The following is a 20,751-nucleotide window of genomic DNA, read 5'->3' as shown; positions in this document are numbered from 1 at the left end:
AAGTAATCGGGTGAGATTAATTATAAGAAGGGGGCACGCCCCCTTCACCCCGACTCTCATCCTTAATTTAATTGTGCCGACCTACTTATTAAGATGACGAAAGTTTAGCTAAAACGACAGGGTTTTCTATGAGTGCTCAAGTTAAAGTGTTGCAGCCTTCCGGGATGATGGATACGAAAGGAGGAATAGACCTGAGGCACAAAATTATCAATCTCCTGGAGTCAGGCACTAAAACTGTCCTGATCGATTTCGAGCAGGTGACTTTTATGGATAGTTCTGGCTTGGGAGCCCTGGTTGCCTCCCTGCAACGGGTGCGAGCGGACAATGCCAGACTCTACCTCTGCTCCCTGAATACCCAGGTCCGGATGGTAATGGAGCTGACCCGTCTGGATCAGGTATTTGAAATGTTCCCCGATCGATCGGCCTTTGAAGCGGCTGTAGCCCCCATTAATCAAAGCTGATTTTCAGCAGAGACACATCATCTTCATAACCTGGTTTTTCACCCAGATCCTGAATCTGGTTTAATAACCAGTCGAGATTGAGGCTGGAATCTGATCGCAATTTTCGTACCAGATCGACGAAGGATGGAAGCCCAACCAGATTCCCATCCGACTGTTTCACTTCATAAATACCATCACTGAAAATGTACAACTCACTTCCCGGCTCCACTTTGCAGTAGCTATTGGTGAACTGAGTGTCTGTGAAAAGACCCACAGGCATACTTTGGGATTTCAATTCCACCACCTGGGTTTCTGCTTCGGTTCCCGTTAACAGGAGAGCTGGGGGATGCCCCCCACCGGCGTAAATCAGTTGCCGATTAACCAGGTCATAGACTCCATACCAGAGGGTAAAGTACTTAAATCCCTGTTCGCTCATCCGAAAATTCTGGTTGAGCTTAGTCAGCACCGTACTGGGGTGATAAAAATTCACTTCATCCAGAGATTGGGAGCGAATCAGGTTGAACACGGAGATGGAGAGTAAGGCAGACCCTACTCCATGACCAGAGGTATCTAGCAGATAGATCGCCAGAAAATCTGGATCGAGCCAGAAATAATCAAAGCAATCCCCACCCAACTGCATGGATGGAACATAGCGGGATTCAATTTTAAGGGGCGTTTCGATCGGGCGCGGCAGAATGGATTGTACATAGTTTGCTGCTTCCGATAACTGCTGCTCCAGCAATTGCTTTTGAGTCTGCAGCACCTGATTCAACTCTGAAAGCTGTTGCTTCTGTAATTGCAGCACCTGATTCGATTGGTACAATCGCAGGCCAGCCCTAACTCTGGCTTTCAACTCATTCTGATCGATCGGTTTGGATAAAAATTCATCCGCTCCGGCATCCAGGGCCTGGACCAGGGCCGCGACCGTACCCCGAGCGGTCAAGAGAATGAAAAATACGGAGGTCAGGAGTGGATCTTGCCGGATTTGCTGACAGACTTCCAGGCCATCAATCCCGGGGAGCATCCAGTCGCAAATAATCAATTCTGGCTGTGTTTCACGCGCCAATGTCAGCCCCAACTCTCCTGTGGAGGCAAAGGCAACCTCATATCCCTGATTCTGCAGAATCTGCTTGAGCACAAGCTGAATTACAGGGTCATCATCAATGACAAGAATTTGAGCCATCCTGGACTATTAATGTTTTTCAAAACAAAAAAGAATTAATTGATGTTAATTTGAAGGGGCAGAGACCCCTTAATTTAAGCATTTCTCTCAGGCCGACTGTGAAAGGAATCTGCTAGGTTTCCATATATATTAAGCTTTGAATTATCTCAGCATTAATTCTTAAAACCTCTAGTGAAACGCACGCAGCAACTCCGGATCAAATCAGATGCAGATCTTTTATCTGAGGTTCTGCAATGGTTTGAGCAACTCTATCACCCCTCTATCCCCCAGCGCACCTGGCTGGAATGTCAAACAGCGCTGGCGGAAGGGTTTATCAATGTGGTCCGCCACGCTCATCGGGGGTACCCTCCGGAAACCCCCGTTCAGATTGAAGTTTCTATACAGGATCAGGGGCTGGAAATCAAAATTTGGGATCAGGGACCAGGTTTTAACCTGGAACAACGTCTACAAAAAGCCAAACAGAACAACAGCGAACAGAATACGAGCGGTCGTGGGTTACTGATCATGCATGACATTATGGATTTCCTGGATTACTCCAGGACTCCAGAGGGGCAAAACTGCCTGACCCTGATTAAACAGTACTGAACTGGGACCCATCCGACAACAATGGTAAGAAGGTACGGAGGCGGGAGTGGATATCCCAAGATTGACTCGCTGGATCACTGTCATTCAATCTCGTTTCCAAGCCATGGGCCGCACCTTCCCCTGGAGTCTTGGAGACAGGGGCTTTCCACTGCTCATGGGCCTGCTGTTCTCGGTTGTTGTTCTTTGCATCTGGCAGGGAAGTCTGGCCTATGAGCGTCTGGAGCTCAAGCGAGCGATCACCCTTGACAGTAACCTGCTCAAAATCGAATTAACACGCAATCTGGATGCTCGTATTCGGGTTCTGGAACGCATGGCTAAGCGATGGGATGTGGGCAATGGTACCTCTTACCAGGTGTGGCAAGCTGATGCGATGGCTTACATGAGGGACTATCCTGGCTATCAGGCGATCGTGCGGGCAGATGCCATGGCAGATGTTCGTTGGGTCATTCCCCTGGCTGGCAATGAGTCCCTACTCAACCTGGATCTCAGGCAAGATCGCCGCAAGCAGGCGGCCCTGGATGTGGCCCGTTCACTCCGTCAAACCAGCATTTCTCGCATTATTGATTTGGATCAGGGCGGAAAGGGCTTTCTGGTGATTGTCCCCTTACAGATAGGGGCAAAATTGGATGGCTACCTGATTGGGATCTTTCAGCTCCGGGCGCTGATTGATGATCTCTTGCCGGTTAATATAACCCATCGCTATCGGGTAAAAATCACATCTGAATACCAGTCTATTTACAGCTATGGAGAAGATTTGCAGGTTGCTCCGGATTGGCAACAGGAACTGACTGTGAGTTTGTATGGGATTTTCTGGAACCTGCAAGTCGTTCCATCACAGACAGTCCTTCAAGAACATCAGTCTCTGACACCTAACATTATTCTGATTGCAGGTTTTCTATCCACTGGATTTCTCACCCTAGCCCTACACTACAACCGCTCTGCCAGGGCAAAAACCCGTCATCTCATCCAGTTAAACAAAACGCTAGATTCAAAGATTACCGAACAACTTGAAACAGAAACCATTCTTCAATCTAAGCAGCGCCAATTACAACTCTTGCTCACAACTGCTAATGTCATTCCCTGGGAAGTCAACCTGGACTCCTGGCGGTGTACCTATATGGGATTCCAGGTTGAAGCCCTGTTAGGCTATCCCCTATCCCACTGGTTTCAGGAGGATTTTTGGGCCGAGCATTTGCATCCAGACGATCGAGCCTATGCGGTTCGTCACTGTCGCGAGGCCGTTGCCAGAGGCGAGGACTATGTTCTGGAATATCGCATGATCGCTGCCGATGGTCGCATCATCTGGCTGCGGGATATTGTTGGGATCGAGTGGGAAAATGGTCGCCCAACCGCCATTCGTGGCTTCATGTTCGATATCAGTGAACTGAAACAAGCGGAGGAACAGTTGCGCTTGCAGGAGCGGGCGATCGCGGTCAGTCAAAATGGCATGGTGATTGTCGATGCCCGTCAACCAGGCATGCCGATTATCTATGCCAATCCGGCCTTTGAACAAATCACAGGCTATCCTCTTCCGGAAGTTATTGGGCGGAACTGTCGCTTTCTGCAGGGACAGGATAGGGATCAGCCCGGATTGCAGGAACTCCGACGGGCGCTCTCAGCCCGACAGCCCTGTACCGCCACGCTCCGCAACTACCGTAAGGATGGTTCCCTGTTCTGGAATGAACTCAGTATCTCCCCAATCTACAATACCGAGGGCACCCTGACCCATCTGGTGGGCATTCAAACCGATATCACTGCTCGCAAACGAGCGGAAGATGAACAGCAGCAGGCGGAACAAGCCCTGAAGCAGAGTGAAGCCAAAAACCGGGCCATGTTAGCGGCAATCCCTGATTTGCTGGTGCGCATCAAACGGGATGGCTCCTGCCTGGATTTTATTCCCCCCACCGCTGCAGAGGCAGGGCAGTTTACACCGATTCAGCTTCATCTCTCGGAAGTATTGCCCCCAGAACTGCTCCAACATCAGTTAGAACGGATGGAGCAGGCCCTGATGACAGGGGAATTACAAGTTTGGGAACATCAATTTATCAAAAACGGTGAACCCTGCCACGAAGAAGTCCGACTGATGCCCTGCGGGGATGATGAAGCTCTGGTGATTGTGCGGGATATTACTAAACGCAAGCAAACAGAACTGGCCTTGCAGGAAAGTGAGAAACGATTCCAGGCATTTATGGATCACAGCCCAGCAGCAGCCTGGATTACGGATGACCAGGGGCAGATTCTCTACGTCAGTGGCACCTACTATCGGATGTTTCAGGTTGCTGCTGAGAATTTGACGGGCAAAACCATCTTTGAGGTTTACCCGGCAGAATTCGCGCACCATTTTTTTCAAAATATCCAGCAGGTTGCCGCCACAGGTCAGGTGGTGGAGGATATCGAGTCAGCTCCCCGGATAGATGGCACTACAGGAGATTTTCTAGTGTACAAGTTTCCGATTCCATCGGCGTTGGAGCAACGGTTGGTGGGTGGGGTCGCGATCGATATCACCGATCGCAGAAAAGCAGAAGAAACCCTGCAACAGTTATTGGGACAAGAAACCCAGCAACGGGAAGAACTAACGCTCAAAAACTTTGCCTTAGAGCAAGCCCGCCGTCAGGCAGAAGCTGCAACTCAGGCCAAGAGTGAATTTCTGGCTATGATGAGTCACGAGATTCGCACCCCCATGAATGCCGTGATTGGAATGACGGGACTCTTGCTGGACACCAAACTCACTGCTCAACAGCGAGATTTTGTAGAAACAGTCCGGGCCAGCGGCGAAGTGTTATTGACCATCATTAATGACATTCTGGATTTCTCCAAAATCGAATCGGGCAAGCTGGAACTGGAGCAATATCCGTTTAATCTCCGAACCTGTGTGGAAGAATGCCTGGAATTACTAGCTCCTAAAGCCACTGAAAAGCATTTAGAACTGACCTACCTGATTGAGCCTCAAACTCCCCTGCAGGTAATTGGAGATAGCACTCGCCTACGCCAGATTCTGGTCAACCTGGTGGGCAATGCGATCAAATTTACCCACACCGGGGAAATCACCGTTACTGCGATCTCTCGGCTCCTCAGGCAACCTTCCCCGCCAGACGCCAACCTCCGCTACGCCATTCGCTTCACGATTCAGGATACCGGGGTCGGGATTCCGCCCGATCGTCTGGATCGGCTGTTCCAACCCTTCAGCCAGGTGGATGCATCGATCAATCGAACCTATGGTGGAACTGGCCTGGGTTTGGTGATCTGTCAGCGGCTAGCTGAGATGATGGGGGGGCGCATCTGGGTTGAAAGTGAGGTCGGACAGGGTTCCACCTTCCATTTTTCGATCGTGGTGCAGGCTGAGCCGGAACCAGTGGCCTCCCCCATTTCAGACTCTCCCCTCACCGGTAAACGGCTGCTGCTTTTGGATAGCCATCCGATCAGTCGGCAAAACCTGGTCTGGCAGGCAGAATCCTGGGGTCTCCAGGTTGATGCGGTTGCGTCCAGGGAAGATCTGTTGCGTCAGTTAGGTCAGGCTCCCTACGACATTCTGGTGATCGAGCAGCCCTGCAATTCGGCCCCCAACGCCCAGTCAATGGCTGAGATTTGCCAGCAACTCCAGTCTGCGCCGGTTGTTCTGATCCTGCTCTCTTCCGGGTATTGCCTGCCCCCAGCAGCCGACATCTTGACCGCAGGCTTTGCCGCCGGAATCGCCCGATCGATCAAGCAGTCTCAGTTCTACAACATCCTCCTGGAAGTGGTCGGGGCTCAGCAACTCCTGCCTGCAAAACAGGCTACGGCGGAAATGCATCGCCATCTCGATCGGGCCGAACAGCGGCCTCTGCGTGTTCTCCTGGTTGAAGACAATATGGTGAACCAGAAACTGGCCTCCCTGATGCTGGAGCGTTTGGGGTATCGGGCAGATATCGCCGGTAATGGGCTGGAGGCCATTGAAGCCCTGCGTCGTCAACCCTATGATGTGGTGTTTATGGATGTGCAAATGCCGGAGATGGATGGTCTGACTGCAACTCGCCAGATCTGCCAGACCTGGGCCGCAGGCGATCGTCCTCGGATTATTGCGATGACGGCCAATGCCATGAAAGGCGATCGGGAAACCTGTCTGGCTGCGGGGATGGATGATTACATTGCCAAGCCCATTCGCATGGAAGAGTTGATCCGAGTCTTAGAGGATTGTCAGGCGCGGTTGCCCGACCCAGATCCGGTTCCAGGTTCCAGTGCCATTGATTTAAACCAACTGCGAGAGCTGGTGAGTCAGTTGGTTACGGAGGGGCCTGAAGCGGAAAATCGCTTTTTAGTGGAGTTTGTCTCCACCTATCTGGAAAACAGCGCCCATCTGATCCAGCAGATGATTACAGCTCGACAGCAGGCCGATATCAAGGCGCTCCACCGAGCTGCCCATACGCTGAAATCCAGTAGTGCGTCTCTAGGCGCTCACCAATTAGCTGAACTTTGTCTTCAACTGGAAGAGCTGACGCGACAAAATTCATCGGAGCTCTTCGAAGCCTCGATAGCCCAAATTGAGTCAGAGTATGCACAGCTCAAAGTAGTCTTATCAGACCTGAAGGCATCATCCTGATGCGAACCGATCGCTCCCTGAGCGAAGCCGAAACCAGCCCATAGTTCCGCTCAGCCAGCAGGCGGGGGTGATGTCATACAATAGAATCTGGTCCGGTTACCCGAACCTTGTCAGAATCCCGAACCTTGTCAGAATAAGGGAACTGTTCTATGTGCGATCGATCTTCTCTCACCCTTTTACTCATTGATGATTGTGCAGAGGATCGGAGCATCTATCGTCGCTTCTTACAACAAAACAGATCCTATACTTATCGAATTGTAGAGTGTGAAACCGCAGCAGCAGCCATCCAATGGTGTCAGCAAGAGGTGCCCGATGTTCTGTTGCTGGCTATGAATCTGCCGGATGGGGGTGGCCTGGAAGTGCTGCAACAGGTCAGAAGCCATATCCCTCCAACTCGCATGGTCGTGATCATGCTCACGGGAGAGGAAAACATCCAGGCTGCAGTCCAGGCGATGAAAAGAGGTGCCCAGGATTATCTCAGCAAAAGTGATCTCACCCCTGGCATTCTGAATCAGGCGATCGAGGATGCTCTGCATCAACGCGATCACACCCAGCAACTGGTGGCCCATCAGCAGCAACAACAGCAACTGATTGCGACGATCGCCCTGCACATTCGCCAATCCCTGCAGTTGGATAAAATTCTGACCACTACAACCGAGGAAGTGCGCCAGTTTCTCAAGACCGATCGGGTGCTGGTCTATCAGTTTCATCCTGATATGAGTGGGATGGTCGTCGCAGAATCGGTGTTGCCCGGTTGGACGGTGACTTTGGGGGCCCAGGTTCAGGACACGTACTTTCAACAGGAAGGGGCCATTTCCTATCAGCAAGGGCGCAGACAAATTGTTGCGAATATTCTTCAGGCTGGTTTGGCGGACTGTCATGTCAAGTTCCTCCAAGAATTTGAGGTGAAGGCAATTCTGGTCGTGCCCATTCTGGTGCAGGATCAACTTTGGGGGTTGCTGGTGGCCCATCACTGTACCGCTCCCCGGCAATGGCAGTTGGAAGAGGTGGATCTCCTGGAACACCTGGCGGTGCAGATTGCGATCGCGATTCAACAGGCCATTGCCTATGAGCAGGCCAAAGCCGAACTAGCAGAACGCATTCAGGTGGAGCAGACTCTGCGGGAGAGTGAAGAAAGGTTTCGGAGCACCTTTGAGCAGGTGGCAGTTGGGTTGGCCCATGTGTCCCCGGAGGGGCAGTTTCTTCGCCTCAACCAGCGGTTTTGTGACATTACGGGTTATACGCCCACCGAACTCCAGTCTCTCACCTTCCAGGAAATTACCCACCCGGATGATCTGCTCTCCGATTTGAGCCAGATGCAAAGGCTGCTGGCCAGGACAATCCAGACTTACTCGACCGAAAAACGATATATTCGCAAGAATCGCTCCCTCATCTGGGTCAACCTGACCAAGTCCCTGGTCCGCGATCGGAACGGAGAATCGAAGTATTTCATTTCGGTGATCGAAGATATTACCCTGCGCAAGCAAACGGAAGCAGAACGTTTGCAGGCAGAAAAAGTGCGTCAGGAATTGAAACTCCTGGACAGTATCCTCGACATCATTCTGGCTGGGTACTGGGATGGGGATCTGCTTAACAATCAGCAATACATCAGTCCAGGCTTCAAACGCATGTTTGGCTATGCGGATCACGAATTAGAGAATTCTCCAGAAACCTGGAAGCAACTGGTTTTTCCTGAAGATCTACCGGGTGCCCTCGCCAGCTTTCAACGTCACGTCCAGAGCCATGGTCAGGTGCCTTACTACAATGAGTTGAGATATCGCCATAAGGATGGTTCTACGGTCTGGGTCATGTGTACCGGGCGGGTGATTGCCTGGGATCCAGATGGCAATCCGCTCCGGATGATTGGCTGCCACATTGACATCACCAAACGCAAACAGGCAGAAGAAGCCCTGACTGCCTATGCTAATGAAATTCAAGATCTCTATAACAATGCCCCCTGCGGCTACCATTCCCTTGATGCTGACGGGCGCATTATCAACATTAATGACACAGAACTACAATGGTTGGGATACAGTCGGGAAGAAGTGATGGGCCAGTCCATTACTCGCTTCATGACCAACAAAAGTAAACAGCTTTTCCAGGCGACCTATCCCATCTTTAAGGCCCAGGGCTGGGTGAAAGATCTGGAATTTGATTTGATTGGTCAAGATGGAACGCTTTTCCCAGTCCTGATCAGTGCAACAGCCGTCAAGAGTGCGGATGGCACCTATCTTCATAGCCGGTCCACCCTGTTTGATGTGCGCGATCGTAAGCAGGCAGAACTGCAATTGCGCCAAATGAACCAGCAACTGCTGCAGGCCAACCTTGAACTGGCCCAGGCCACCCGCATGAAAGACGAATTCCTGGCCAACATGAGCCATGAACTCCGGACGCCCCTCAATGCCATCCTGGGGATGTCTGAGGGGCTCCAAGATGGGGTGTTTGGTTCCATTAATGAACGGCAGCGCAAGGTTATTGCAACGGTTGAAAGGAGTGGTAAGCATCTGCTAGAGCTGATTAATGACATTCTCGATCTCTCTAAAATTGAGTCGGGCAAACTGGAGTTGGAAACCAATGATGTTTCCATCCGCAACCTCTGTGACATGAGTCTCACCTTTGTTCAGCAGATGGCATTGAAAAAGGGGGTTCAGCTCAGTAGCCAGATTCCAGAAGATATTGGCTTGATTCAGGCTGACGATCGTCGCCTGCGTCAGATACTCATCAACCTGCTCAGTAATGCCATCAAATTCACCCCTGAGGGGGGCACGGTCACCTTGAAGGTCAGCCGCGAGCAGACGCAACAGATGGACGTAACCCATGAAGTTGTAGTATTCAGTACGGTAGTGCGTCAAACTGATGTGGGTCTGGTAGAGTAAGGAATCAACGATTCACCTACTCAAGCTATGGAATGTAAGCTCTGCGGTCATTCTAAGACTCACAAGCATGGCAAGATGCCGAATGGGCATCAACGCTACTTTTGCCTGGGGTGCCAACAAACCTTCTCAGAGAGTTTTGACACCCTCTACTACTACCGTCACGTCAGTCCAGAGCAAATTCAACAAGTCCTGCAAGCTCACAGTGAGGGCACCAGTTTACGAGGGATTAGTCGGATTAGCGGGTTAGCTTATAACACGGTAGTGAGTATTATTCGACGAGCGAGTAGCAAAGCTCAACTCATCCACAATCAGGAGGTGGCTCAAGTTGAAACCGAGGAGGTGAGTGCTGATGAGATGTGGTCCTTTGTGCAAAAAAACAGAAGCAATGTCTGCCCCTAGAATTAGACCTGGGAGACTGTTGGGTGGGGTTGAGTTTAGCCAATAGCAGTGGGCTGATCTTGGCGGCCCGTGTGGGAAAGCATACGGATGAGTTGATTGAAGAACTGATGGTCACAACGGAAGGAAAAACGGAGTGCAAACAGTGGAATAGCGATGATTGGGGAGGGTATGAACGAGTCCTTCCACCAGAAATTCATCATCACATTGGTAAGGATAAAACCCAACGATTAGAGAGAACCAATGGTATTATCCGGCAACAAACAGGACGGTGGCATCGACGGCAAAACAAGTTTGGCAAGGTGTGGGAGCAAACGAAGGTGACTACACGATTGGTTGTCAGTTATTTCAATTGGATTTGGCGGCATAGCCGATTCAAAACCACAGCATCTCAACGAGCAAACTTGGCAGCAGAGCCTTGGACTTGGCAAGACTTCGCAACTTATCCAACAATTATTTGATGCACAACCCAATGCACGTTACTGACGGAGTAGGAACTGTAAGGAACTGTAAACCTTAGTGGAATAACTCATTGTTTCATCTAACCATCTAACCCTGGTAGCCTTCTACCAGGGTATTTTAATGGGCAGTTTAATTTTGTATGGTTCAAGATTTAGGCTTACAGTTCTGCTTCGGACAGGTCTACAAAAAAAGCCTGTCCTCGGGCCAAAATACGATCGCCCGTGACCAGTTTCCGTCCTCGGCGGGTTTCAATCTCCCCATTCACCCGCACTTCCCCAGTCTGAATGATGAGCTTGGCTTCTCCACCCGTTTGCACAGCACCTACTAACTTGAGGAACTGATCCAGCTTAATGGTTACGGTCTCGTTAACAGTCATTGCAAGCCTCCAGTACGAATTTGTTTGACCGCCTGGACCGCCCGTCTGCGAATCTCCAGAATTTGCCCAATTTCACGAGCAAAGCTGGGTTGCCGTTCAATCATTTGATTCACGACACTGGCTGAGATCATCATCACCTCCAGATCATCGGTAGCCGTCACTGAAATAGTACTGGGTTCGCCAGAGAACAGGGCCATCTCCCCAAAAAATTCTCCTGCCTTTAAAGGGAGCACATCCTGCTCTTGCCCGATCTCATCCCTGGCGGTGATCATGGCTTGTCCCGACAGAATAATGTATAGCGCATTGCCAGGATTTCCCTCAGTCAAAGCTTTTTCGCCCCGGCCAAAATGTTGCAGGATAATTTCTTCTGCTAATCCTCCCAGATCTTCCTTTCGCCCCAGGGGAACAAAGGGGGGAACGGATTGCAAACTTTCGGCAAACTTCTTGCTTGTTTTCTCGGCCTTCGAGGTGGGGCCATGAAAATGGTACAGCGTGCGAATGGGAAAAGGAATGGTCAGGTTGCTTCGCTGAGCAGCATACCAAACCCTTGTCATAAATCGACTGCGAATTTCTTCCAGGTCGCTATAGTCTTCAATAAAAAATTTCACCTCGTAAGTAATTGCCGAATCATCGTAAGAAAGGGTAAAGATTTGAGGTTCTGGATCATTCAGAATGCCCTGGGTTGAGAGGGCGGTACTGCGTAAAACCTGTATGGCCAAGTTGGGAGGGTCATTGTAGGAAAACCCAATCTGGATCCGCTCTGCATGGAGCCGGAGTGGCCTGCTGAAATTACGGATAATTTCCCCACTAATCACCTTATGGGGAATGATGACCATCTCCCGCTGCAGGGTCTGCAACCGCACGGCTCGCCAGTTAATATCGATTACCTGCCCCACCAGATCACCAACCCGCAACCAATCCCCAACAGTAAAGGGACGTTCAAAGAGCAGGGCTATTCCAGACATCACACTGCCCAGGGTATCCTGGAGGGCCAGACCAATGACCAGGGAACTGACCCCCAGGGCAGTCACCACTCCAGCCAGATCCGCTTTCCATACGACTGCCAACACAATTGCAGTACCTAACAGGACCAGCAGAAGACGGGAGAGGTCGATCAACAATTTGGGAACTCTGGCTCGCCAGGTATCGGCTTCTGCTTGTTCGAAAAAGAGGGAGTTCAGTAAGGATAGGGAGGCATCAATCACGCAAATCCAGAAAAGTGTCCCAATACTTTTGAGTAATCTGCCATCTGCATCTAGTTCCAAAACATGCTGCATGAACAGTAAGACGACCAGAACGGGCAGGACCTGATTTCGAATCGCCCGTAATGTTGCTGCCAGGGGTCTACCGCGCCGCTGTAGCCAATGAATGAGTTCTCCCAGTAGGATGACCAGCATTGGAAATCCTATGGTTAGCCCGATCGACCAGATCAGAACATTGCTTTCTATCATGACTATGTTACCCATAAGTCAACTGTAAAAACCCGGAATATAAACTCCTTGAAACTACTCCCTTTAAAGAAATTCTGAGGGAGAGAATCTCCTTCTTTATTGACTGGGTAATACATGAAGTTTTTGTGACGAAAGTTACTATTTGCACTCAAATGGGGTAGTTTAATAATATCTTAAACTCCTTTTTCCTAGGCAAGTTCGATCAGTCAATCAACAGCCTAATTGATGCTATCTTTTACGACCTATCTACTACAAAGTATCTATTGGAAACCATGATAAAAAAAGCCTGTTCCAATACACATATTCTAAGTCACCAAAAAGAGAAAAAAATTTTGATTGACAGATCAATCTCTAGAGAGGCAGATTTACGGGTTCTGTCCAGATATATGATTCGCTTGTCTTTATAATAAAAAGTGATTTTTGTCTCTTCCGTCGAGGACAGTTCCTCGGAGGTTAGAGCTTCTTTAGCCTTGAACAAATCAAGCTTTTTTCTGAATTAATTGAGGCTTTGCTATCACATTTTTCTATCAGGTTGTCGTAGTGATCTTAAGCTATTTTACTTGCTCTAAAAATCAGATCGTGCTGCTTCTTAGTACTCTCTGCAATTTTGAAAATGGCCCCTATCCATCGCTACCCAAACTATAAGAAGCAATCTTTAGATGCTTCCAGGCAAAGACTCAAAAGTTTGGCCAGAACCTCATCGCCTATGCGTAAAGAATCGGCAGCCAAACTATATCCGTCAGCTAAACTCTATGAGCTGGCGGCAGCCGAATTACAAGAATTTCTGGATGCGATCGTCCAATTGATTCCGCTCCCCATCCTGGTCGTTTGCCCAGAAAGTTATGGGATTCTATTTCAGAATGAACTGGTCAAACCTTTTTTTGGTGCGGATGATGCGCCACTGGATGCCTTATCGGTTGACCTGTTCGTGACACCTGTTGCCCTGAGGCAGATGATGGATATCCTGCGGCTGGGCGGGCGTCTCACCAACTATGAATTGTCCCTCAAACAGGTCACTGGTAAAGTGCTTGATGTAGTTATTTCGGCTAAGCTGATTCCCCACAAAGGGCAATCTGCTGTCCTGATGACACTGATGGATGTGACGCAACAAAAGCAGGTCCAGAAGACAGAGGCAGAATGGCAGAAGTTTGTTGCCCTGGTGGAGAACAGCACAGACTTCATTGCCATGTCTTCCTTTGAAGGCGAAGTGTTCTATGTCAATGAAGCGGGTCGTCATCTGGTGGGTCTAGACAGTCTGGAGGCAGCTGTAGAGAAAAATATTGGAGAGTACCTGCCGCAAGCAGACTTAGTCCACTTTTGCGAGGTGACCCTACCAACCCTGCAATCGACAGGACGCCATGAAGGGGAAGGCCAGTTGCGCCACTTCAAAACAGGGGATTGCGTGGATATGCATCGAAGTTGTTTTACCGTCAGGCATCCCCAAACAGGGGATGCCCTTTGTTTGGCCACCATCCAGCGTAATATCACAGCACAAAAGCAAGCAGAAAGGGCATTGAAAGCTCATGCCCGGCAGCAAGCTACCGTTGCTGAACTGGGACAACGGGCCCTCGCTGGTATGGATCTGGCCCTGCTGATGCAGGATGCAGTCACCCTGGTGGCTCAAGTGCTTGATCTTGAACTCTGTGGCATCTGGCAACTCCTACCCGGTGGCAATGCCCTGTTGTTGCAATCTGGGGTCGGTTGGCAACAGGGCCTGGTGGGCGTAGCCATGATGGGGACTCAGGCCAGCTCCCATGCTGGATATGCCCTGCTGGCTACCAAGCCGGTGATTGTGGAAGATTTGCGGATCGATCGTCGTTTTGGCGGATCACCGCTACTGCATAACCATCGGGTGGTCAGCGGCATTACTGTGGCTATTCCTGGTCAGACCCAACCCTTTGGCATTCTGGGGGTTTATGCGACCCAACAACGGCACTTTACCCAGGATGACAGCTATTTCCTCCAGGCGATCGCGAACGTACTGGCGACTGCGATCGAGCGGCAGCAATCTGAGGCCCGATTGCGGTTACTGGAGCGGGCCATCTCGGCCAGTAGCAATGGCATTGTGCTCACAGATGCCAATCAGCCCGATTGTCCTATTATTTATGTCAATCCGGCGTTTGAGAGCATTACCGGCTATACGGCGGAAGAAGTGAATGGGCGTAACTGCCGTTTTCTCCAGGGGGTGGATGTCAAACAGCCGCATCTGCTTGAGTTGCGGGCAGCACTCCAGGAACACCGGGAGTGCCATGTGACCTTACGGAACTATCGCAAAGACGGTACTCCCTTCTGGAATGAGCTCTATGTTGCACCGGTCTTTGACAGTGAGGGACTGGTGACCCATTTTGTCGGGATCCAAACGGATATTACCCAGCGCAAGCAAGCTGAGGAAGCCCTGCGGGAGCGGGAAGAGCAATACCGCCGGATTGTGGAAACCGCGACAGAGGGGATTTGGGTGCTGAACCGCGATCACCAGACCAGTTTTGTCAACCAGCAGATGGCCACCATGCTGGGTTATACCATTGATGAAATGTTGGGGGAAACGCTGTTCTCGTTCATGGATGAAGAGGGTGTGGCGATCGCCCAGGCTCAGATTGAACGGCGACATCAGGGTATCAATGAAGCCCATGACTTTAAGTTCCGCCGGAAGGATGGCTCTGATCTGTGGACAATTGTGTCAGCATCGCCCCTGTTTGACCTTCAAGGGAACTACACGGGAACCCTGGGCATGATTACGGATATCACCGATCGCAAACAGGCTGAAGCGGCTCTGCGACAGAGTGAACAACGGTTGGATGAAATTCTGTCTTCTTTAGAAGATGTGGTCTGGTCCATTGCCGTCGATACCTTTAAAACCCTATATCTGAATCCGGCTGTGGAAAAGATCTATGGCTGTTCTGCTACCGCATTCTTTGAGAACTCGAATCTCTGGTTTGAGATGATTCATCCCGACGATCGAGAGCGGGTGCAGGCAGCCATTCAGCCCCTGCTCCAGAATGGCAATCAGGAACTGGAATACCGCATTATCCGGCCTGATGGCCAGGTACGCTGGCTCTGTAATCGCAGTCACTTGATTTACAATGCGGTTGGAGAAGCCGTGCGGATTGAAGGGATTGCAACGGATATCACAGAGCGGAAGACCATGGAGGAAAAACTGGTCCATGATGCTTTCTACGATGCCCTGACCGGATTACCGAATCGGGCTCTGTTTGTGAACCGGCTGGAACAGGCCATTGCCCGGGTGAAGCGTTACTCCGATGATCAGTTTGCGGTGCTGTTCCTGGATCTGGATCGGTTTAAAGTAGTGAATGATAGCCTGGGACATCTGGTGGGAGATCAATTGCTGATCGCCATTGCCCAGCGGTTGCAGACTTGCTTACGGGCAGATGATACCGTAGCTCGTTTGGGAGGGGATGAGTTTACGATTCTGCTAAACCATGTGCAATCTGTGGATGAAGTGACCACGGTGGCAGAACGAATTCATGAGGTGTTGAAGTCTCCTTTCAACCTGAGTGGGTATGAAGTGTTTACCACTGCCAGTATTGGAATTGCCTTTAGCACTGCCAACTATCAGGAAGCCGCCGATTTTCTCCGGGATGCAGATACGGCGTTGTATCATGCCAAGGAACGGGGCAAGGCGTGGCACAGTGTTTTTGATACCTCCATGTATGACCGGGCTGTGGCCCTGCTGCAATTGGAGACAGATTTGCGCTGGGCGATCGAGCGTCAGGAGTTGCGAGTTTACTATCAATCGATCGTGTCTCTGGAAACAGGCCAAATCACTGGCTTTGAGGCGTTGGTTCGCTGGCAACACCCAGAGCGGGGGCTGATTTCTCCCACAGAGTTTATTCCAGTCGCAGAAGAGACAGGGCTGATCATTCCGATCGGACAATGGGTTTTACGGGAAGCCTGTCAGCATCTGCGGCGCTGGCAAGAGAAATTTCCCGCCTGTTCTCCCCTGACGGTCAATGTGAATCTATCGGGGCGACAGTTTTCCCAACTCAATTTAGTGGAGCAGATTGCTCAAACGCTGCAGGAAGAAGGCTTAAGTCCCCAAAGTCTGAAACTGGAGATTACGGAAAGTGCCATTATGCGCAATCCTGAGACGGCGGAGATCGTGCTGCAGCAGTTAAAGGACCTGGGCATTCAACTCTGTATCGACGACTTTGGGACTGGATATTCTTCCCTGGCCTATTTACATCGCTTCCCCATTGATGTCTTGAAAATCGATCGGTCTTTTGTGAATCGGATGAATGGGGATGATGAACAACTGGCGATCGTTCGCGCCATCGTCACCCTGGCCTGGAATCTGGGGATGAGTGTGGTTGCAGAAGGGGTTGAAACGATGGAGCAGGTATCCCAGTTGAGATCCCTCAACTGTGAGCAGGCACAGGGATACTTTTTCTCCAAACCTTTAAACCGTCAGGCCGCAGAAATCCTGATGACAACCAACCAACCGCTGTAGATGGGGATGGGTGACTGCTCCGGCGAGACAGGAAAATTCATTAACTCTCTACTCGAAGAGAATACTGTACATTCTTCAATTTCCAGGCTTTGATTTTGGCTTTCCCATGGGTATCCACCTCCCCAGCGGGTTCAAATTCGTAGAGGTCGTGCAACCGATTATAAACCTTGTCGGAGGCGAGAATGGCTCCAGCAGGGCAGGTTTCCCGCAGAGCGCTGGCAATATTCACGGCATCGCCCCAAACATCGTAGAGAACTCTACTTCTCCCAATCAATCCGGCCACAATATCCCCAGAATTAATCCCAATTTGAATATTCAATGACAGCCCTCGCTCATGGCTGAACCGGCGCGTAATCAATAAGATCTCCGCAGCAAAGTCAATAGCTCGCCGATCGTGATCCAGATAGGGGATCGAGAGCCCACAAATTGCCATGTAACTATCCCCAATTGTCTTAATTTTCTCAACGCCATAGCGTTCAGCAGCCTCATCAAAAGCCGTCACAATATCATTCAGAATCGCAACAACTTCCTCTGCTGGGAGGGCTGCCGAAAGCCTGGAAAACCCAGTTAAGTCAGCGAACAAAATAGTCACATTAGGAACATTTTCGGCAATCTCTTTCTCTCCCCGCTGCAATCGTCTGGCGATCGCAGCGGGGAATAAACTGAGAAGGAGCTTTTCATTTTCCTGCCGCTTCTCTTCGACGAATTGGGTTTGTGCGCGCAAATTTTCCACCATGCTGTTGAACGATCGAGCCAGTTCTCCCAGTTCATCCTCAGTTTCGAAGAATGTGATCGCATCCAGATGACCCGCTTCGACCTGACGGGCGGTGGCAATAATCTGATTAACGGGTTTAACAAAGAGATAGGCTAACCCCATGGCCAGCAAGGTGACCAATAGCATCAGCAGGGTTGCTGAAACGAGAACCTGATGCCCAAATCCATAGATGGGGGCGTAGGCTTCTGCGAGGTCCATTTCAGACAGAATGACCCATTCCAGGTCATCAATTCGGAGTGGGGCATAGGAACTCAAAACGGGAATGCCGCGATAGTCTTGGATGATCTGGGTGCCTTGCTGGCCAGCCAGGGCTTTCTCGACTGCGATCGTCCGGACTTCCTGTTGCAAAATGGATGTTCCATACTGACGAATTCGCTTGATGGTTGTTTCACTGACTCCCAGAGTGCGTAATGTTTTAGCATATCCTTCTGGATCTTCTTCGAGAAAGCGGGAAACCGTTCGCATTCGGTAATCTCGGCCTACCAAATAGGTCTCGCCAGTTTTACCCAGACCATCCCTTTCCCAATTCCGGTTTCCCGTCATCACTGTGTTCATCTCGTTCACAGGCAGTTGAATTGCCAGCATTCCGACTAACTTCGATTGGTGAAAAATGGGAGCAGCAATAAAGGCTGCTGGCGCTTGATAGGAGGGTGCGTAAGGCTCAAAGTCAATGATGCGAGCATATCCTTGTTCCTTCGCCCGACGGACTTCCGCCACCAGACGCGCTAAATTGCTGTCGCTGTAGGGACCCGTTGTGAGGTTTGTGGTGAAGTCCGTTTCTTTATAGACGGTGTAAACAATCGTTCCTTCCAGGTTGATCAAAAACAGATCGTAATAGCCAAATTTTTCGATAATTTCTCGAAAAATGGGGTGGTAGCGGGCGTGGATGCGACTATAGGCGCTACCATCTTTTGCCTGAGTCAGGAGATGCTTTTTGCCTACAGGGTGAGGATTGGCGGCAATGTACTGGTACTGTAAATAGCGGGATGCGGCGTCTTTGGGAAGATAGGCATCAAGGACAGGGATCCCTTTTTCAACCTTGGCCAGGCGGGTAAGAAACTCCTGACGATAATAGCTTGTCAGGGGGGGGTCTAGGGATGGGGGTAATTGAACAGCTCCCATGTCCTGGTAGGTTGCTGCAAATTCCTGCATGGCTAAGGTTACAGTCAGATCATTGCTGAGGGTCTGAATGTGGTTACGGATGGTCTTAAAGTAAGATTCGACCTGATAAGCCTTGGAAGCTCGCAGACTGGTCAACTGATTGAACACCCGATCGGTCAAGTTTGATTTGCCGCTCTGATACCCAATGTATGCCGTTACCAGAATGGAACAGCCACTCACTGCCAGTAACATGACAATCAGCTTGGATTTGATACTGAGATGCCGGAAAAAGGACATAGATAAAGGTCTGATCCATGGGAACTGAGAAGCTGGGGGTAGCTTAGAATACAAATCTCCTCAAGACTGTTCTTCCTGGACTTCCTGTCAGATATAGATCTCTGACTTCTTGAAGAAATCGAAGCTCTGGATGTTCACGGATAATTTGGAAATCTTATATCCGCAATTGAACTGGTATCCTGATCTATTGCCATTGAAATTTAACCAAATATCCGCAATTGGACTGATATTGATTTCCCAGGTTGCGTTGAACATAGAGAGCAAGTTCTGCCTGTTTCGAACCGTTTTCCTGTGAAACCATCCTCCCATTCCAATGCTGCAGAAGCATGGCTATCCCGAATCCCACCGGAAATTGCCGTCACGTTTACTCCTGCTCAGATTGAGGCTCTTCGAAGGGCCTTCCGGGAGCCCCGAAAGCATACGATCGACCTGCGATTATCCCTTCCTTTTTTCCGAAACTGGTTCTACCTGGTTTTGTTAATTGGGGAAGAGCGGCGCTCGGTAGACCGTCGTCGGATGGAAAGGGCGTCCCATCCTCTTCTAACCCCTGCTAATGTCCTCTTTATGACCGTCATGCTGGGCCTTTTTCTGGCTGCCAGTACGGTTGTCGTTGCGGGTGTCTTTAACCTCCCTATTGCTGGGAATAAGGTTCATCCCGCTGCCATCCCCTGGCTGAAGAATCAGCGGGACTGCGAACAAACAGGCAGAACTTGGCTGAACGATCGCTGCCTGGACTACGATCACAATCCTTCATTTTGAAGTCATCTCATCAGCAGCAGCAGCCCCCTGAATTGATGGGGACTTGGTTTGGGCTGCACGCAGTGACCACCGATCGACCAGGCCAGGAGCCACTAACTTCACCCAGGGAATCAACTTCCCTTTTAGCGTCATCACCTGTTCACGCTGGCGTCGCTCCATGGCCCGCATGATCTGGGCCACGCACAATTCAACCGACATTGTATTTTTACTCTCATCTCGGGGACTCTGCCCCAAGCTGTGGCCATCAGCGCCCAAGGCCCGTTGCCGGATATCCGTTGCCACAAAACCGGGGGACACGACCAGGACATCGACCCCGCTCTCCTGTAGCTCAATCCGCAGGGTATCAAAAAAACCCTGCAGGGCATGTTTACTGGCCACATAGCCCGATCGGGTCGGGACTGCCGTTTTGCCACATAACGATGAAATGGCCACCAGCAGCCCCTGACTGGTTTTCAGATAGGGCAGGGCGTAGTGGGTGCAATATACTGCGCCCAGATAGTTAACCCGCATGATCTGTTCAAAGATCGAGAGATCGGTCACGGTATCGAACCGGGCCAGCATGGAAGTCCCCGCATTGTTGATCAGTGCATCAAGGCAACCAAACCGATCGATCGCAGCGGCAACCAACTGCTGGCAGTCCTCCGATCTGGTCACATCCGTCGGGACCGCAATGGCCTCACCCCCCTGCTCCATACAGGCCGCAGCAGTCTCTGCCAAGGCGGGCTGATTACGAGCGGCCAGAACCAGACGGGCTCCCTTCTGGGCCAGGGCGATCGCCAGCGATCGGCCAATTCCTGTGGATGCCCCAGTCAGAATCAGGGTCTGTTGGGAAAAGCTCATCGACATAGGACAGATTGCGTTTGCAAGGTATCTAAGATCCATTTGAATGGTGTGGGACCGATCTTTCCTGCCCAGGCATTGTCTGTTGGAGGGGGACAGCCGCTCACTCAACCCTACCTGAACCGTCACATTTTAGACGGCTATCCCCCCATCCTGCAGGATGAGAACA

The 20,751-nt window shown here is 50.6% G+C and carries 12 protein-coding genes; 7 read left to right on the top strand and 5 right to left on the bottom strand.

Annotation, left to right across the window (positions count from 1 at the left end; all coding sequences use genetic code 11):
• Positions 1 to 128 precede the first annotated feature (128 nt).
• Entirely contained in the window at positions 129 to 461 is a 333-nt protein-coding gene (locus tag BST81_RS24525; protein WP_075601145.1) for an STAS domain-containing protein, read from the top strand.
• Here the strand turns inward: BST81_RS24525 and BST81_RS24520 are convergent.
• Positions 448 to 1,623, bottom strand: coding sequence for a SpoIIE family protein phosphatase (locus BST81_RS24520; RefSeq protein WP_075601144.1), 1,176 nt, complete (start codon positions 1,621 to 1,623; stop codon positions 448 to 450). The two genes, BST81_RS24525 and BST81_RS24520, sit on opposite strands and share 14 nt — an antisense overlap.
• 171 nt (positions 1,624 to 1,794) lie before the next feature.
• Here BST81_RS24520 and BST81_RS24515 point away from each other — a divergent pair, with 171 nt between their 5' ends.
• From BST81_RS24515 to BST81_RS27200, 4 genes are all read left to right on the top strand, one after another.
• The gene (locus BST81_RS24515; protein ID WP_075601143.1) at positions 1,795 to 2,208 is read left to right on the top strand and encodes an ATP-binding protein; all 414 of its coding nucleotides are present in this window, start codon (positions 1,795 to 1,797) and stop codon (positions 2,206 to 2,208) included.
• A 46-nt stretch (positions 2,209 to 2,254) separates the two neighbouring features.
• Entirely contained in the window at positions 2,255 to 6,784 is a 4,530-nt protein-coding gene (locus BST81_RS24510; protein ID WP_143780487.1) for a PAS domain S-box protein, read from the top strand.
• A 149-nt stretch (positions 6,785 to 6,933) separates the two neighbouring features.
• Positions 6,934 to 9,660 (top strand): PAS domain S-box protein, encoded by a 2,727-nt coding sequence (locus tag BST81_RS24505; RefSeq protein ID WP_075601141.1) that lies wholly within the window; start codon positions 6,934 to 6,936, stop codon positions 9,658 to 9,660.
• Positions 9,661 to 9,687: 27 nt separating this feature from the next.
• Positions 9,688 to 10,517 (top strand): IS1 family transposase gene (locus tag BST81_RS27200; protein WP_143780277.1). Its coding sequence is split into 2 segments (ribosomal slippage): positions 9,688 to 10,029 and positions 10,032 to 10,517, totalling 828 coding nucleotides; the frame shifts between segments, so codons are not numbered across the junction.
• Between the two features lie 158 nt (positions 10,518 to 10,675).
• Here BST81_RS27200 and BST81_RS24490 read toward each other — a convergent pair.
• Positions 10,676 to 10,894, bottom strand: coding sequence for an RNA-binding S4 domain-containing protein (locus tag BST81_RS24490; RefSeq protein WP_075601140.1), 219 nt, complete (start codon positions 10,892 to 10,894; stop codon positions 10,676 to 10,678).
• Positions 10,891 to 12,345, bottom strand: coding sequence for a mechanosensitive ion channel family protein (locus BST81_RS24485; RefSeq protein WP_253188476.1), 1,455 nt, complete (start codon positions 12,343 to 12,345; stop codon positions 10,891 to 10,893). Before BST81_RS24485 ends, BST81_RS24490 begins: the two co-directional genes overlap by 4 nt.
• Before the next feature lie 706 nt (positions 12,346 to 13,051).
• Here BST81_RS24485 and BST81_RS24475 point away from each other — a divergent pair.
• On the top strand, positions 13,052 to 16,810 hold the full coding sequence (locus BST81_RS24475) for a PAS domain S-box protein (protein ID WP_171974841.1): 3,759 nt from the start codon (positions 13,052 to 13,054) through the stop codon (positions 16,808 to 16,810).
• Between the two features lie 40 nt (positions 16,811 to 16,850).
• On the opposite strand, the gene BST81_RS24470 is transcribed toward BST81_RS24475, so the two are convergent.
• Positions 16,851 to 18,983 (bottom strand): adenylate/guanylate cyclase domain-containing protein, encoded by a 2,133-nt coding sequence (locus tag BST81_RS24470; protein WP_075601138.1) that lies wholly within the window; start codon positions 18,981 to 18,983, stop codon positions 16,851 to 16,853.
• A 291-nt stretch (positions 18,984 to 19,274) separates the two neighbouring features.
• On the opposite strand from BST81_RS24470, the gene BST81_RS24465 reads away from it, so the two are divergent.
• Positions 19,275 to 19,742, top strand: a complete 468-nt coding sequence (locus BST81_RS24465) for a hypothetical protein (protein WP_083637068.1) — start codon at positions 19,275 to 19,277, stop codon at positions 19,740 to 19,742.
• Here BST81_RS24465 and BST81_RS24460 read toward each other — a convergent pair.
• Positions 19,734 to 20,588 (bottom strand): SDR family oxidoreductase, encoded by an 855-nt coding sequence (locus BST81_RS24460; protein WP_253188474.1) that lies wholly within the window; start codon positions 20,586 to 20,588, stop codon positions 19,734 to 19,736. The two genes, BST81_RS24465 and BST81_RS24460, sit on opposite strands and share 9 nt — an antisense overlap.
• Positions 20,589 to 20,751: the final 163 nt, after the last annotated feature.

This window comes from Leptolyngbya sp. 'hensonii' (assembly GCF_001939115.1).
Classification (GTDB): domain Bacteria; phylum Cyanobacteriota; class Cyanobacteriia.
This window is presented reverse-complemented; position numbering and strand designations above follow the sequence as displayed.